Genomic DNA, 14,132 nt, shown 5'->3' on the forward strand with positions numbered 1-14,132 from the left:
TCAGAACTTCGCAGTTGTCACGATGTAGAAGGCGCGGCCCGGGGCGACGGCGACGAACGGCACCGCGCTCCGATACAGCGTGTCGTAGTACAGCTTGTTGGTCAGGTTCTGCGCATACAGCTTCATGGTCCAGTGCGCATCGAGCTTCTTCTCGACGAAGGCATCGAAGCGCCAGTACGCCGGCAGTTCGTTGCCGGTGTTGGCCGCGAAGGTGCCGCCATAGACCTTGGAGCGGTAGACCGCCTGGCCGCCGATCTCCCAGCCATTGTCGAGCTTGTATTTCGACAGCATGCTGAACGACTGGTGCGCGATGTTGGCGAGCTGCAGGCCGATATTGGAGGCGACGCCGCTCTGGGTGACCTTGGACTGCATTAGCACCAGGCCGCCGAAGATGCTCCAGCGGTCCGTCAGCTTGCCCTCCGCCTCGATATCGATGCCCTGGATGCGGTAGGCCGCGCCCGAGGTGAGGATGCTGTTCACCGTCTCGCGCGCATTGTCCTTGGTGGTCTGGAACAGCGCAGCCGAGACCAGGAGGTGGCGGTCGACCAGCTCCCATTTGGTGCCGAGCTCGGCCGCCTTGTTGCGCTCCGGCCCGAGCAGCACCGTGGTGTTGGCGGGCACGCCGCCATAGTCGGTACCGGTGGCGTCGAGCTCCGAGCCGAACGGATTGGCCGAGGTCGCGTAGGCGGCGTAGATGCTGCCGATCGGCATCGGCTTGTAGACCAGGCCGACATTGTAGTTGACCAGATCGGCGTTCATCTTGAGGTATCTGGTGTTGTTCGACGACCCCATGATGTAGCCGTCATAGCGCACGCCGCCGTTCAGGATGATGGTGTCCCGCCAGTTCGCCGTATCCATCACGTAGACGCTGTTGGTGTTGACGCCATAACGGGTGGGATTGCCGACCAGCGACGGCGTCGTACTGAACGGGATGTTGGTGTATTGCGGCGAGTACAGATTGACGCCGGTAACAGCGCCCGAGCTGGTCGAGCCGCCGCCGAACAGCTCCGACGACAGGCCGGTATAGCGATCGATCGAGATGGTCTCGTTGGAGAACTCGGTGCCGACGACTGCGGTATGCTTGATGCCCCAGGTGTCGAGCTTGAACGTGGCATCGTTCTGGTTGGCCCAGACGTCGACGGTCTGGTAGCGGCTCTGCGCGCTGGCCGTGGTCGTCCACAGCAGCGGGTTGGAGCTGGTCGTGTTCGGGTTCTGCGGCAGCGTGCCGATGTAGTTCAGCTCTGAATGCTCGCCACGGAACTTGCTGGTGAGCGTAATTGCCTCGTTGACCTTGTACTCCATGGTGCCGGTGCCGAAGTCCTGCCGCGCGGCCTGGAAGTCACGGTTGAGGAAGCCGTACCAAGTATTGCGCGGGATGCCGGCCGAAGTCACCGGCACGTTGCCCTGCTTGTAGTAGGGCACGCCGAAATCAGGATAGCCGGAGAGATCGGTGTGGACATAGTTGGTCGTGAATTTGAGGTCCTCGGTCGGCGTCCATTTGGTCGAGAGGAAGGCGCCCCAGCGGTCGTCGGTGACGTAGTTGCGTCCCGCGACGTTGGAGTCCTGAAACACGCCGCCGGTGCGCACCGAGACGGTCGGCGAGACCACCTGGTTGACATCGAGCGTCACGCGCTTCTGCTGATCGGTGCCGAACTCGGTGTCCATCCGCTTGAAGTTGGTGTCGCCGGCCTGCTTGGTGACGATGTTGATCGCGCCGCCGGCGGTGCCGCGCCCCGCATAGGATGAGGCCGGACCACGCAGGATCTCGATCTGCTCGGTGAAGAAGTTCTCGCGGATCGACACCGCGGGGTCGCGGATGCCGTCGATGAAGACGTCGTTGCGGGCATCGAAGCCGCGGATGAAGAAGCGGTCGCCGAAGGCGTTGCCGCCCTCACCCGAGCCCAAGGTGACGCCGGCGGTCGAGCGGCCGATCTCCTTGAGCGCAGTGACGTGCTTGTCCTGCAGCACCTCCTTGCTCATCACCGTGATCGTCTTTGGCGTGTTCAGGAGCGGCTCGGGGAACTTGCCCGAGGCCTGCACGCGGTTGACCTTGTACGGCTCGGCCGCGTCAGCATAGGGGTTGGCGTCGGGCGCGGCCAGCCCGCCCGCGTTCGGGAAAGCTACCGCCCCCTGCTGCCCCGCCTGCTGGCGGGCCGCGCGGCGCAGGGCATTGCGGGCGCGGACCTGCTCGGCGGTCGGCTTGGAGGACGTTGGTTTGGCGCGCGCGACCGGCGCATCGACGTTCACGGGTGGCAGGTCGGAAGCGGGTTGCGCTTCGGCTGACGACACCGACGCCACGGCCATCAGTCCGGCGACCGCCGACACTTTGGTGACGAGAGGCCCCTCTCCTCGTCCCTCGAAAAACTTCATCGCTGCGCCTGCCCGCAGCGAACGCGGTGCTCTCACCTGTCCCATTTTAATTTCACGCGCCCCAGATTTTTCATTGCACATCGCTTCCGCGGATCATTCGCAGTGCGACGATGTGTCGTTGGTATCGGGCGTGTTTCAGGGGGTCAATTTGAGGAGCCCCAATTTGGCCTTGAATAGTTCCAGATCAAAACAATTCTAAAAACGCGCAACTAATAGAAACAGGCGGAACTTGAAATCGTTCTAAACAGCGCGATTTGACTCGCGCTGTTGTCGAATCGGCCCGTGTCTCAGGTCGACGACCCGGCGGTCTCGTCGCTGCTCGGCGGCTTCATCAGCGAGAACAGCTCATCGACGGTCTGCACCGCGATCCGGCGCACGCGCTCGGAATCGTCGATGCCCGCGATCCGCACGCCGTTGACGACAGCCCTGATCTCGTCGCGGAAATCAGTCAGGAAGCGCAGGGGATCGCGCTGCTCGTTGGCGACGCGCGCGATCAGGCCGGTGACCAGGATCTGGCAGGCGAGCATCTTTCCGTTCAATTCTTCCATCGAAGGCTCCACATCTCGTTGTCGTCGCATGGCGCATCGTCGCTTGCCGGACGATGTAGCCCCGCTCAGGTTGAAAACTTGCCGAATGTCCGGGGCACCGCGGCCACCGCCGAAGTCATCCGCTTCTAATCAGCTCTCATCGGGCGCGACAAGACGGCGACAATAGGTCGGAGGACGACTTTTGCGCGACCGGCCGCGGCGTGTCCGGCACAGCGAGGGCGGGCGGAGGCCGCGCCGCCGCGGCCACGCCATTCGCCTCGCGCGCCGTCCAGACATGGTCGATCTGCGCGAGCAGTGACGACAGAAGCCACCCTCTGCGCATTTTCGCACTCAGGGTGCTCTTGTGAAGCATCACAACTCAAGATCGGATCGAGGCACCTCGAGGCGCGGTGTCGGTTATTTGACCGCAACGCCCGACTTGGTTTCGGACAGTGTCTTGATCCGCTCCTTCAGCCCCCGGAGCGTGGCGAGGCTGGCGGCCACCGCGTCGTCCGGGATGTCGTGCAGCACATCGGCAGCGATGGCGTCGCGCAGCTCGTCCAGTTCGTCCACCAGCTGCCGACCGGCGGCCGTGAGGTAGACTCGGTTCGCCCGTCGATCCCTGGGATCATGACGGCGCTCCAGCAGACCCTGCTCCACCAGCCGGTCCAGCAGTCGAACCAGCGAGATCGGCTGCAATTCCAGCACTTCGGCGAGATCGACCTGGGACAACCCTTCCTGCGCGCGCAGCCGAAACAGCACCACCCATTGCGCGCGTGTCGTGCCGCGCTGCTTGGCACGATGATCAATATAGTTGCGCAGAATGCGCGAGCTTTCGACAAGCTGCGTAACGAGCTGCCGTCTTGCGTCCAGCGACATGGCCGTGCGGTCCTCGGGGTCCCTCGAAAGCTTGCGAATTGTTTAGGTTTGTCCACGCCCTCGTGTGTTTACACATTAATTGCGTGCGTACTATATCTGGGCTGCTGGGATTGGTTTTAAAGACCGGTTATCCTGTTCGTCTCAGCATACGGGCCAGCATGAAGACATCACGAACCATTGCATGGATCCTGCTGGTCGCGGCTCTCGGCGGCGCCGGTTATTACGGCTGGCAGCGTTATCAGGACGCTGAGGCAGCGAAGAAGACCGCCGCACAAAAATCGGCCCGGCCGCAAGCGGTTCGGGTCTCGACCGTCCCGGTCGAGAAGGCGGACTTCCCGGTCTTCCTCACCGGCCTCGGCACCGTCCAAGGCTTCAATACCGTCCAGGTTCGCACCCGCGTCGACGGCCAGATCGACAAGATCGCGTTTACCGAGGGGCAGCTCGTCAACCAGGGCGACCTGCTGGTCGAGATCGATCCGCGGCCGTTCCAGGCAGCGCTCGACCAGGCCAAGGCCAAGCGGGCGCAGGACGAGGCCAATCTCAACAATGCCAATCTCGACCTGCAGCGCACCACCAAGCTCGGTGAATTCGCGACGCGGCAGCAGCAGGACACCCAGCGCGCCACGGTCGCACAGCTGACGGCACAGATCGCCGCCGACGACGCCGCGATCGCCAATGCCCAGACCCAGCTCAGCTACACCCAGATCAAGGCGCCGATCTCGGGCGTCGCCGGCCTGCGCCAGGTCGACGTCGGCAACATCGTCAATGCCTCGACCCAGACCGGCATCGTGTCGATCGCGCAGATCGAGCCGATCGCGGTGATCTTCACCGCGCCCGAGGAGCAATTGCCCTACATCAACGAGGCGCAGAAGGCCGCAGCCCTGAAGGTGATCGCCTTCACCACCGACGGCAAGAAGCAGCTCGCCGAGGGCAAGCTGATGGTCGTGAACAACCAGGTCGACACGTCGAGTGGAACGATCCGGCTGAAGGCCGTGTTCGACAACAAGGACCACGTGCTGTGGCCGGGCCAGTCGGTGTCGACCCGCCTGCTGGTGCGGACGCTGAAGGATGCCACCGTGGTTCCGGATGACGCGGTCCAGCATTCGACCAGCGGGCTGTATTCCTACACGGTGAGCCCGGAGAACAAGGCCGAGTTGCGCAAGGTGAAAGTGGGCGCCTCGATCGACGGCCGGACCGTGATCGAGGAGGGTCTCACCCCCGGCCAGCAGGTGATCACCGGCGGCCAGTTCAAAGTGCAGCCCGGCTCGATCGTGACCACTGCGGTGGCCAGCTCGGATCAGGCGCCAGCGAAGGTCCGGCAGGAATGAACGGCGGCGGCATCTCGGCACCCTTCATCAAATACCCCATCGGCACCTCGCTGCTGATGGCGGGCATCCTGTTCATCGGTCTCGTTGCCTATCCCTTGCTGCCGGTCGCGCCGCTGCCGCAGGTCGACTTCCCGACCATCCAGGTCACCGCCAATCTGCCGGGCGCCAGCCCCGAGACCATGGCGACCTCGGTCGCCCAGCCGCTGGAGCGGCAGTTCGCCCAGATCCCCGGCATCGCCCAGATGACCTCGACCAGCTATCTGGGCACCGCATCGGTCACGATCCAGTTCGATCTCAACCGCAGCATCGACGGCGCGGCCAACGACGTCCAGGGCGCGATCAACGCGGCCTCGGGCCAGCTGCCGAAGAGCCTGCCGTCGCCGCCGACCTACCGCAAGGTCAATCCGGCCGACTCCCCGATCCTGCTGCTGTCGGCCACCTCCGAGACGCTGCCGCTGACCACCGTCAGCGATGCCGTCGACGCCGGTCTCGCCCAGCAGATCAGCCAGATCTCCGGCGTTGCCCAGGTGATCATCGGCGGTCAGCAGAAGCCGTCGATCCGCATCCAGATCGACCCGGCCAAGCTCGTGGCCAAGGGTCTGTCGATGGAGGACGTCCGCAGCCAGATTGCCATCACCACCGTCGATGCGCCCAAGGGCAACATCGACGGCGAGCGCCGCGCCTACACGATCTACGCCAACGACCAGCTGACCGACTCGAAGGACTGGAACGACGTCATCATCGCCTACCGCAATGGTGGCCCCTTACGCATCCGCGACATCGGCAAGGCGGTCACCGCGGCCGAGGACGCCAAGCAGGCGGCCTGGGCCAACGGCAAGCGCGGTGTGTTCCTGGTGATCTTCAAGCAGCCGGGCGCCAACGTCATCGAGACCGTCGACCGCATCAAGGGGCTGTTGCCGCGGCTGGTCGCGGCGATCCCGCCGGCGATCAAGATCGACGTCATTTCTGACCGCACCACCACCATCCGCGCCGCCGTCGAGGACGTCCAGTTTACGCTGATCCTGACGATCTTCCTGGTCGTCATGGTGATCTTCATCTTCCTGCGCAGCTTCTGGGCCACGGTGATCCCGACCATCACGGTGCCGCTGGCGCTGCTGGGGGCCTGCGCCATGATGTGGGGCGTCGGCTACACGCTCGACAATCTGTCGCTGATGGCGCTGACGATCGCGGTCGGCTTCGTGGTCGACGATGCCATCGTCATGCTCGAGAACATCTCGCGCTATGTCGAGGAAGGCGAATCGCCGATGGCCGCCGCCTACAAGGGCGCCAAGGAAATCGGCTTCACCATCGTCTCGATCTCGATCTCGCTGGTCGCCGTGCTGATCCCGCTGCTGCTGATGGGCGGCATCATCGGCCGGCTGTTCCGCGAGTTCGCGGTGGTGCTGGCGATGACCATCTTCGTCTCGATGTTCGTTTCGCTGACGCTGACGCCGATGATGGCCTCGCGCTTCCTGCGCAACGAGCACGCCGCCCAGCACGGCAAGTTCTACCAGTGGAGCGAGGCGGCATTCGACGCGATGCTGCGCGCCTACGAGAAGGGCCTGGACCTTGCGCTGCGCTGGCGCTTCGTCACCCTGATGGTGTTCTTCGCCACGCTGGGCCTGTCGGTCTACCTGTTCATCCTGATCCCCAAGGGCTTCTTCCCGCAGCAGGACGTCGGCCTGATCACCGCGACCTCGGAAGCCTCGCAGGACATCTCGTTCAAGGCGATGCAGTCGCGCCAGGAGGCGCTCGCCAAGATCGTGATGGACGATCATGACGTCGCCAGCGTGGCGATGGCGATCGGCGGCTCCGGCCGTGCCGGCAACAACGGCAACATGTTCATCACCCTGAAGCCGCGCGAGGAGCGCAGTGCGACGGCGCAGCAGATCATCGGCCGCCTGCGGCCGCAACTCGAGAAGGTCGAGGGCGCCCGCCTCTACATGCAGGCGGCGCAGGACATTCGTTTGGGTGGCCGTCCCTCGCGCACTCAGTTCGAGTTCACGCTGCAGGATCCGAACCTCACCGAGCTGAACGACTGGGCGCCGAAGATCCTGGAGAAGATGCGCTCGCTGCCGCAGCTGCGCGACGTCGCCACCGACCAGCAGGCCGACGGCACCACCGTTCAGCTGACGATCAACCGCGACACCGCCTCGCGCTACGGCATCTCGCCGCAGCTGATCGACGATACGCTGTACGATGCGTTCGGCCAGCGCCAGGTTGCGCAGTATTTCACCCAGCTCAACTCCTACCGCGTCATCCTGGAGATCCTGCCGGAGTTGCAGGGCAATCTCGACACGCTCAACAAGCTCTACGTGAAGTCGCCGACGACCGGCGACCAGGTGCCGCTGTCGACCTTCGCCAGCTGGACCACCGTTCCCGTCAAGCCGCTGTCGATCAGCCACCAGGGTCAGTTCCCGTCGATCACGATCAGCTTCAACCTCGCCCAGGGCGTGGCGCTCGGCCAGGCCACCGACGCGGTCCAGCGCGCCATGGTCGAGCTCGGCGCGCCCGCGACCCTGAACTCGAGCTTCCAGGGTACGGCGCAGGCATTCCAGCAATCGCTGTCGACCGTGCCGCTGCTGATCCTCGCGGCCCTCGTCGTGGTTTATCTGATCCTCGGCATTCTCTACGAGAGCTACATCCATCCGATCACGATTCTCTCGACGCTGCCCTCGGCCGGCGTCGGCGCGCTCGCGATCCTGATGGCGTTCGGCTACGATTTCAGCCTGATTGCTCTCATCGGTGTCATTCTGCTGATCGGCATCGTGAAGAAGAACGGCATCATGATGGTGGACTTCGCCATTGCCGCCGAGCGCGACCAGCACCTGCCGCCCGAGCAGTCGATCCGTCAGGCCGCCCTGCTCCGCTTCCGTCCGATCATGATGACGACGATGGCCGCGCTGCTCGGCGGCGTGCCCCTGATGCTCGGCAACGGCACCGGCTCGGAGATCCGCCAGCCGCTCGGCTACGCCATGGTCGGCGGCCTGATCGTCAGCCAGATGCTGACGCTGTTCACCACGCCGGTGATCTATCTCTATCTCGACAGGGTCAACAACGCCTTCGCGCGCTGGGGTCGCACCCATATCGACCACGAGACGGAGACCGCCGCGGCAGGCCCGGTCAAGGAAGCGGCGGAGTAGTCGGCCGCCGTTCGTCGCGATCTATTGCCGCGCCATCTCGGCGTTGCCAACGCCCTCGCCGTCCAGGCTCTGCTCGTCCTGCATCGTCACCGTCACGTGCGACAGCCGTCCGGTGAACGCGAACGGCGCGGCGTAGTCCGACACCGGGCTGCCGCGGTCATGGCCGATGTCGAGCCCCGACCAGGAGATCAGCGTGTGAAAGGCGAGCTGCGTCGTCAGCGCGCCGGCCTCCTCGCCGTCGATCAGCAGCGTGTACCGGCTCATGCCGGTGCGCGCGCCCTTGGCGGGCTCGCTCTGCCGCCTGAGGCGCTCGACGCGAAGACCGAGCCGATGCCCGCCGGCCGGCACCGGACGGCTCGACCTGACCACCTCGTGGCGGCCGCCGATGTTGAGATCGTGCACGAGATGGCCGTCCTTGATGTAGAGGCTGTAGCCCGAGGTGGCATCGCCATGGGCGATCAGCACGCCGCACGCGCCGTCATCGATCTCGACATGGGCCTCGATCAGATAGTCGCGGCTGCGCACGTCGGGCGCGACGTCGGTGGGCACATGGCCCATGCCGGCGTGGAAGGTGAAACGCGTCCGCGCGCCATGGAAGCGCGCGGCGTTCTCGGCAAAGCGCGGACCGAAGCGGTCGTCGAGCGGCAGCACCTGATGCGCTTCCGCCTGCTCCCACCACAGCTTGACCAGCGCTGCGAGCCGCTCCGGCTGCTCGGCCGCGAGATCGTGCGTCTCGGAGAAATCCTGCGCGAGGTGGAACAGCTCCCATTTGTCGTTCTCGAACGGGGTGCCGGTGGGATGAAACGCCACCGCCTTCCAGCCGTCGTGCCAGAGACCGCGATGGCCGAACATCTCGAAATATTGCGGCACAGGCTTCGACGGTGCGGTTGCGTTCGTGATCGACGCGGCGAAGCTGACGCCCTCCAGCGGCATCTGCGGCACGCCGGCGATCGTCGCCGGCGCCTCGATGCCGATCAGCTCGAGCAACGTCGGCACGAGATCGCAGGCATGGACGAACTGATGCCGCAGCTCGCCGCGCGCCGCAATCCGCTTCGGCCATGACAGGATGAACGGATCGCGGATGCCGCCGCCATGGGTGTTCTGCTTGTAGCGCCGGAGCGGCGTGTTCGACGTCATCGCCCAGCCATGCGGGAAGTTCGAGTGCGTGTCGGGCCCGCCGATGTCGTCGATGCGCGCGAGCTTCTCGGCGATCGGCTCCGGCTTGAAGTTGAACGGACCCATCGCGTTGACGAAGCCGAGCGGACCGCCCTCCTGGCTGGCGCCATTGTCGGACATCACGATGATCAGCGTGTCGTCGCGCTGGCCGGTCTTGTCGAGGAAAGCGAGCAGCCGCGCCAGATGCTGGTCGGCATGGTCGAGCATGCCGGCAAAGGCCGATTGCAGCCGGGTGAAGACGCGCCGCTCGTCGTCCGAATGCGTCTCCCACGCCTTCACGCCGTCATTGCGCGGCGGCAGATCCGTATTCTCCGGTACCAGCCCCATCGCCTTCTGTCGCGAAAGACGCTGCGCGCGCTCGACGTCCCAGCCATGAGCGAACACCGCGTCATAGCTCTCGATGACGTCGCGCGGCGCCTGATGCGGGGCGTGGCAGGCGCCAAGCGCGAGCCAGGTCAGCCACGGCAACTCGGGCCGGTCGGCAGTGTGATCGGCGATGAAGCGGATGGCCTGATCGACCAGATCGGCAGTCAGATGATAGCCGTCGGCGAAGCTGCCGGGCGGACTGATGGGCGTGTTGTCGAGCACGAGCTCCGGCGCATATTGGTCGGTCTCGGCGTCGAGGAAGCCGTAGAATCGGTCGAAGCCGCGGCCGAGCGGCCAGCCGTCGAACGGCCCGGTCGCGCCGCTCTCGGTCAGCGGCGTGACATGCCACTTGCCGACCATGTAGTTGCGATAGGCATGGGCCCGCAGCATCTCGGCGAGCGTCCCCGCCTCGCGCGCAATCTTGCCGCGATAACCTGGATAGCCCGAGTCGAAATTGGCGAGGCAGCCGACGCCGACCGAATGGTGGTTGCGGCCGGTGAGCAGCGCCGCCCGCGTGGTCGAGCACATCGCCGTGGTGTGGAAGCCGGAATAGCGCAGCCCCTCCGCCGCCAGCGCGTCGATCGCGGGGGTGCGGATCGGCGAACCGTAGCAGCCGAAATCGGAGAAGCCGACGTCGTCGAACAGCACCACCAGGATGTTCGGCGCGCCCTTTGGTGGCTGCCGAGGCGCGGGCCACCACGGTGTGGAGCCGGCGATGGTCCTGCCGATCGTGCCGCCGAATGCGGGCTCGCTCATGACTGGTCCTCCCCTGTCGCTCGCGCCCCGGCCGCTGGCCGGCCGGCCGAGCTCGTTCTTGTTTCTCATTGCATCCGATCCACACCCCCCGTCCGGAGGCGGCACGGCCGCGCTTGCCCCAGATCATAATCATAATTATGGTTATGGTTCTAGATGGAGAAAGCGGCATGGCTGGACCAATTGCGCAGGTCGACCTGCCCGGCGTCACGCCGTCGCGGCAGCAGCGCAGCCGCGAGACGACGCTTGCGTTGCTGACGGCCGGCGCGGAGCTGCTCTGCACGCGCAACCTCGCGGAGCTGTCGATCAGCGACCTCTGCGCGCAGATCGGCGCCACGGTGGGCGCCTTCTACAGCCGGTTCGACAGCAAGGAGGCCTATTTCAACGCCCTGCTCGCGCTCACCCTGGAGGGCGGCCGGCAGGAGCTCCTGAAGCTGTCGCCTGCCGGTTCGGTCCATCCCGGGGACCTCGACGCGCAATGCCATCACCTGGTCCGCGGGATCGTTCTCTGGATGCGCCGTCACAAGGGGGTGCTGCGCGCAGCCCTCGTCCGTGGGGAGCAGGGAGCCAACAACTGGACCGGTTTCAAGGATCTGGCCCAGGCACTCTCACAGCGCGCGGCGCTGCTGCTGCGGCCGGCACCTCACGACAGCAGCGCGGTCCGACGCAAGCCGGCCGCGACGGCGGCGGAGCTGAAGACGGTCGCGTTCGGCGTCCAGGTCGTGCTCGGCACCCTGGTGAATGCCATCCTCAACGATCCCGGCCCGCTCTCGATCGACGACGACGAGATCGCCGAACGGCTGGGCGCATGCCTCGTCCTGCTGCTGCGCGCCGGGCCGGACGGCCCTGCGCCAAAGCCGCGTGGCCGCCCCAGCAAGCGCTAGCGGCTCCGGCCGCCGGCTCCCCCCGGCCAAACACGTTGGAAATCCGTCATCCAGCGGCTTGCCAAAGCCTCGGACATGCGGGTAGAAGGACGCGTCGCCGCCGCCGGCCGTATTCGCGGGCCGGCTCGCAAAACGGTGCCAGACAGTCCGCCAATTGGTTGAAACTGCTCGGCATTCCGTTGGGGAATGGTGTAACGGTAGCACAACAGACTCTGACTCTGTTTGTCTTGGTTCGAATCCAGGTTCCCCAGCCAGCTTCATCTCTGCCGCGACGTCCCTGCGACCTGAAACGATCTGGATCGGTCCGCCGCGAACGCATCGGCGTGCCCTGAATCGCTGCAGCTTCGGCCTGCTTTGGCGCGCGTGACCGCGCGTTAACGTCTGCTCATTGCGAATCGGCGAGAACGGAACAACCATTGCGAGCAATGGACCGTTTTCGTGGAGGGCAGGCACTTGCAAAGCAGCGTCGGCGCGCGCGCCTTTCAAAATGCTCGGCTGCAGAAGCGAGCCAGGAAGCAGGCCGACGCGCTGCTGCCGGCCGCGGTCAAGGCCTATCGCGAGGGCCGGCATCACGAGGCGCAGGCGTTGTGCCAGCAGATCCTGCAGGACCTGCCGCAGCATTTCGGCGCCCTGCATCTGCTCGGCGTGTCCGAACGGGATTGCGGCCGCTCCCACGAGGCCGTGCTCGCCCTCACCCGTGCGGTCGAGCTCGACCCGCGCTCGGCCGACGCCCAGTCGGACCTCGGCGTGACGCTGTCCCGGCTCGGTCGTCACGAGGACGCTCGCGCCCGCTTGGAGCGCGCCATCGCGCTCAAGCCGAACTTTCCGACCGCGCTGACGCATCTCGGCAATGCGCTGATGAGCCTCTTCCGTTTCGAGGAGGCGATCGCGGCGCATGACCGCGCCATTGCGCTGAAGCCCGACCATGCCGAAGCCTACGCCAATCGCGGCATGGCGCTGATGTTCACGAGCCGCCACGCCGAGGCCAGCGAGAACTTCGATCGCGCGCTCTCGCTGCAGCCGCGCTTGCTGACGGCCCTGTTCGGCAAGGGCGTGGCCAGCATGAACCTGCGCGAGTTCGATGCGGCACTGACCGCGCTGAATGCGGCGCTTGCGATCAATCCGAAGGCGGCCGCCGTGCTCGCCCAGCGCGGGCGGGCGTATCAGGAGCTGGGTAAATTCGCCGAGGCGGAAGCCGATTTCGACGCCGCGCTCGCCCTCGAACCGCTGCTGGAAGCCGCACTTTGCGGCAAGGCCGAGATGCTTCTGGTCAACGGCAATATCGCGCTGGCGATCTCGGTCAGCAACAAGGTGCTGGCCCAGAACCCGAACTCGGAGATCGCCTGGACCCTGCTCGGCGTCTGCGCCGCCGCGCAGGGCGACACCGCTGCGGCCATCGAGCATTACGACCGCGCGCTCGCGATCCGACCGAATCATGAGGACGCGATCACCAAGAAGATCTTCGCGCTGGATTTCCTCCCCGACACCGGGTTGGAACGTCTCCAGGCCGCGCGGAGAGACTGGTGGGCGGCGATCGGCTCGCGATTGGAACGCCGAGCGCTCGGCGTGCGCAACATCGATCCCGATCGGCGGCTCGTCGTGGGCTACGTCTCGTCCGATTTCCGCGACCATTCGGCGGCCTTCGCCTTCCTTCCGATCTTGCGCCACCACGACCGCGAGAAGTTTGAAGTCCTCGCCTATTCCTGCTCGCCGATGAAGGACGCCAAGACCGAGCTGTGCCGCTCGCTGGTCGATCGCTTTGTCGACGCCTCGCTGTGGAGCGATGACAAGCTCGCCGATCAGATTCAGGCCGACAAGGTCGACATCCTCGTCGACCTCGCCGGGCATTCCGCCGGCCACCGGCTCACGATGTTCGCGCGCAAGCCTGCGCCGATCCAGGTCTCGGCCGTCGGCAGCGTCACCGGGACGGGCCTGCCCGTCATGGATTATCTGCTGGCCGATCCGGTGACGATCCCACCCGCGGTCCGGCATCTGTTTGCCGAAAAGATCTACGACCTGCCGTCGCTCATCACGATCGAGCCCCCGCCCCCGATTCCGCCATCGCCGCTGCCGATGCTTCGCAACGGCCACGTCACCTTCGGCGCATTCAACCGCATCGACAAGCTGTCCGAGCCTTGCCTTGTGCTCTGGTCGCAACTGATGGCAGCAACGCCCGGCTCGATCATCGTCGTCAAGAACCACTCGATGGGCGATGCCCTGCTCCGCGACCGGTTGATTGCCCGCTTCGTCGCTCACGGCATTGCCGCTGACCGCGTGATCTGTGCAGGAAAGACGACGCGCCAGGAGCATCTTGCGATGTTCGCCGAGATCGACATCTCGCTCGATCCGTTCCCGCAAAATGGCGGCATCTCGACCTGGGAGTCGCTGCAGATGGGGGTGCCCGTGGTCACCAAGCTCGGCAGCGGCCCGGCCGCCCGCGCCGGCGGTGCGATCGTCAAGGCGATCGGTCTCGACGAGTGGGTCGCCGAGGACGACGAGGGCTATCTCGCGATCGCGCTGAAATTCAGCGGCCGGCCTGCCGAGCTTGCCGCGCTTCGCGCCAAGCTGCCGGCCATGGTGTTGAATTCAGCCGCCGGGAACGGCGCGGTGTACACGCGGCATGTGGAATCCGGCTACCGCAAGTTCTGGCGCGATTACAGCCGGCAGGCGCTGATCCGCTAGCGCCGTGCGGACCGCGAGCGCCGG

At 65.6% G+C, this 14,132-nt stretch carries 8 protein-coding genes and 1 tRNA gene; 5 read left to right on the top strand and 4 right to left on the bottom strand.

The genetic code is table 11. The features are described from left to right. The 3 genes from QXZ94_RS12785 to QXZ94_RS12795 form a co-directional block, all read right to left on the bottom strand. A complete protein-coding gene (locus tag QXZ94_RS12785; protein WP_315720703.1) occupies window positions 1-2,415 on the bottom strand; it encodes a TonB-dependent receptor in 2,415 nt (804 codons plus the stop codon). A 242-nt stretch (window positions 2,416-2,657) separates the two neighbouring features. Beyond that, entirely contained in the window at window positions 2,658-2,918 is a 261-nt protein-coding gene (locus QXZ94_RS12790; RefSeq protein WP_315720704.1) for a hypothetical protein, read from the bottom strand. Between the two features lie 396 nt (window positions 2,919-3,314). After that, window positions 3,315-3,776 (bottom strand): MarR family transcriptional regulator, encoded by a 462-nt coding sequence (locus QXZ94_RS12795; RefSeq protein WP_315720705.1) that lies wholly within the window; start codon window positions 3,774-3,776, stop codon window positions 3,315-3,317. 158 nt (window positions 3,777-3,934) lie between these two features. On the opposite strand from QXZ94_RS12795, the gene QXZ94_RS12800 reads away from it, so the two are divergent. Together QXZ94_RS12800 and QXZ94_RS12805 are read left to right on the top strand one after the other, a co-directional pair. Further along, window positions 3,935-5,104 carry an efflux RND transporter periplasmic adaptor subunit gene (locus tag QXZ94_RS12800; RefSeq protein ID WP_315720706.1) on the top strand — a complete coding sequence of 390 codons (1,170 nt, stop codon included), beginning with the start codon at window positions 3,935-3,937 and terminating at the stop codon, window positions 5,102-5,104. Beyond that, window positions 5,101-8,247 carry a multidrug efflux RND transporter permease subunit gene (locus QXZ94_RS12805; protein ID WP_315720707.1) on the top strand — a complete coding sequence of 1,049 codons (3,147 nt, stop codon included), beginning with the start codon at window positions 5,101-5,103 and terminating at the stop codon, window positions 8,245-8,247. Before QXZ94_RS12800 ends, QXZ94_RS12805 begins: the two co-directional genes overlap by 4 nt. A 21-nt stretch (window positions 8,248-8,268) precedes the next feature. On the opposite strand, the gene QXZ94_RS12810 is transcribed toward QXZ94_RS12805, so the two are convergent. After that, the gene (locus tag QXZ94_RS12810) at window positions 8,269-10,545 is read right to left on the bottom strand and encodes an arylsulfatase (protein ID WP_315720708.1); all 2,277 of its coding nucleotides are present in this window, start codon (window positions 10,543-10,545) and stop codon (window positions 8,269-8,271) included. 167 nt (window positions 10,546-10,712) lie between these two features. Here QXZ94_RS12810 and QXZ94_RS12815 point away from each other — a divergent pair, with 167 nt between their 5' ends. From QXZ94_RS12815 to QXZ94_RS12825, 3 genes are all read left to right on the top strand, one after another. Further along, window positions 10,713-11,426, top strand: coding sequence for a TetR/AcrR family transcriptional regulator (locus QXZ94_RS12815; RefSeq protein WP_315720709.1), 714 nt, complete (start codon window positions 10,713-10,715; stop codon window positions 11,424-11,426). Window positions 11,427-11,606: 180 nt separating this feature from the next. Then, window positions 11,607-11,680, top strand: a tRNA-Gln gene (locus tag QXZ94_RS12820). A 199-nt stretch (window positions 11,681-11,879) separates the two neighbouring features. Then, the gene (locus QXZ94_RS12825; RefSeq protein WP_315720710.1) at window positions 11,880-14,108 is read left to right on the top strand and encodes a tetratricopeptide repeat protein; all 2,229 of its coding nucleotides are present in this window, start codon (window positions 11,880-11,882) and stop codon (window positions 14,106-14,108) included. Window positions 14,109-14,132 lie beyond the last annotated feature (24 nt).

This window comes from Bradyrhizobium sp. SZCCHNS2022, from assembly GCF_032377575.1.
GTDB classification, from domain to species: domain Bacteria; phylum Pseudomonadota; class Alphaproteobacteria; order Rhizobiales; family Xanthobacteraceae; genus Bradyrhizobium; species Bradyrhizobium aeschynomenes.

Bases quoted from the DNA above. Each gene is read 5' to 3' on its own strand.
- QXZ94_RS12785 (WP_315720703.1), bottom strand. From the start codon at position 2,415: ATGGGACAGGTGAGAGCACCGCGTTCGCTGCGGGCAGGCGCAGCGATG.
- QXZ94_RS12790 (WP_315720704.1), bottom strand. From the start codon at position 2,918: ATGGAAGAATTGAACGGAAAGATGCTCGCCTGCCAGATCCTGGTCACC.
- QXZ94_RS12795 (WP_315720705.1), bottom strand. From the start codon at position 3,776: ATGTCGCTGGACGCAAGACGGCAGCTCGTTACGCAGCTTGTCGAAAGC.
- QXZ94_RS12800 (WP_315720706.1), top strand. From the start codon at position 3,935: ATGAAGACATCACGAACCATTGCATGGATCCTGCTGGTCGCGGCTCTC.
- QXZ94_RS12805 (WP_315720707.1), top strand. From the start codon at position 5,101: ATGAACGGCGGCGGCATCTCGGCACCCTTCATCAAATACCCCATCGGC.
- QXZ94_RS12810 (WP_315720708.1), bottom strand. From the start codon at position 10,545: ATGAGCGAGCCCGCATTCGGCGGCACGATCGGCAGGACCATCGCCGGC.
- QXZ94_RS12815 (WP_315720709.1), top strand. From the start codon at position 10,713: ATGGCTGGACCAATTGCGCAGGTCGACCTGCCCGGCGTCACGCCGTCG.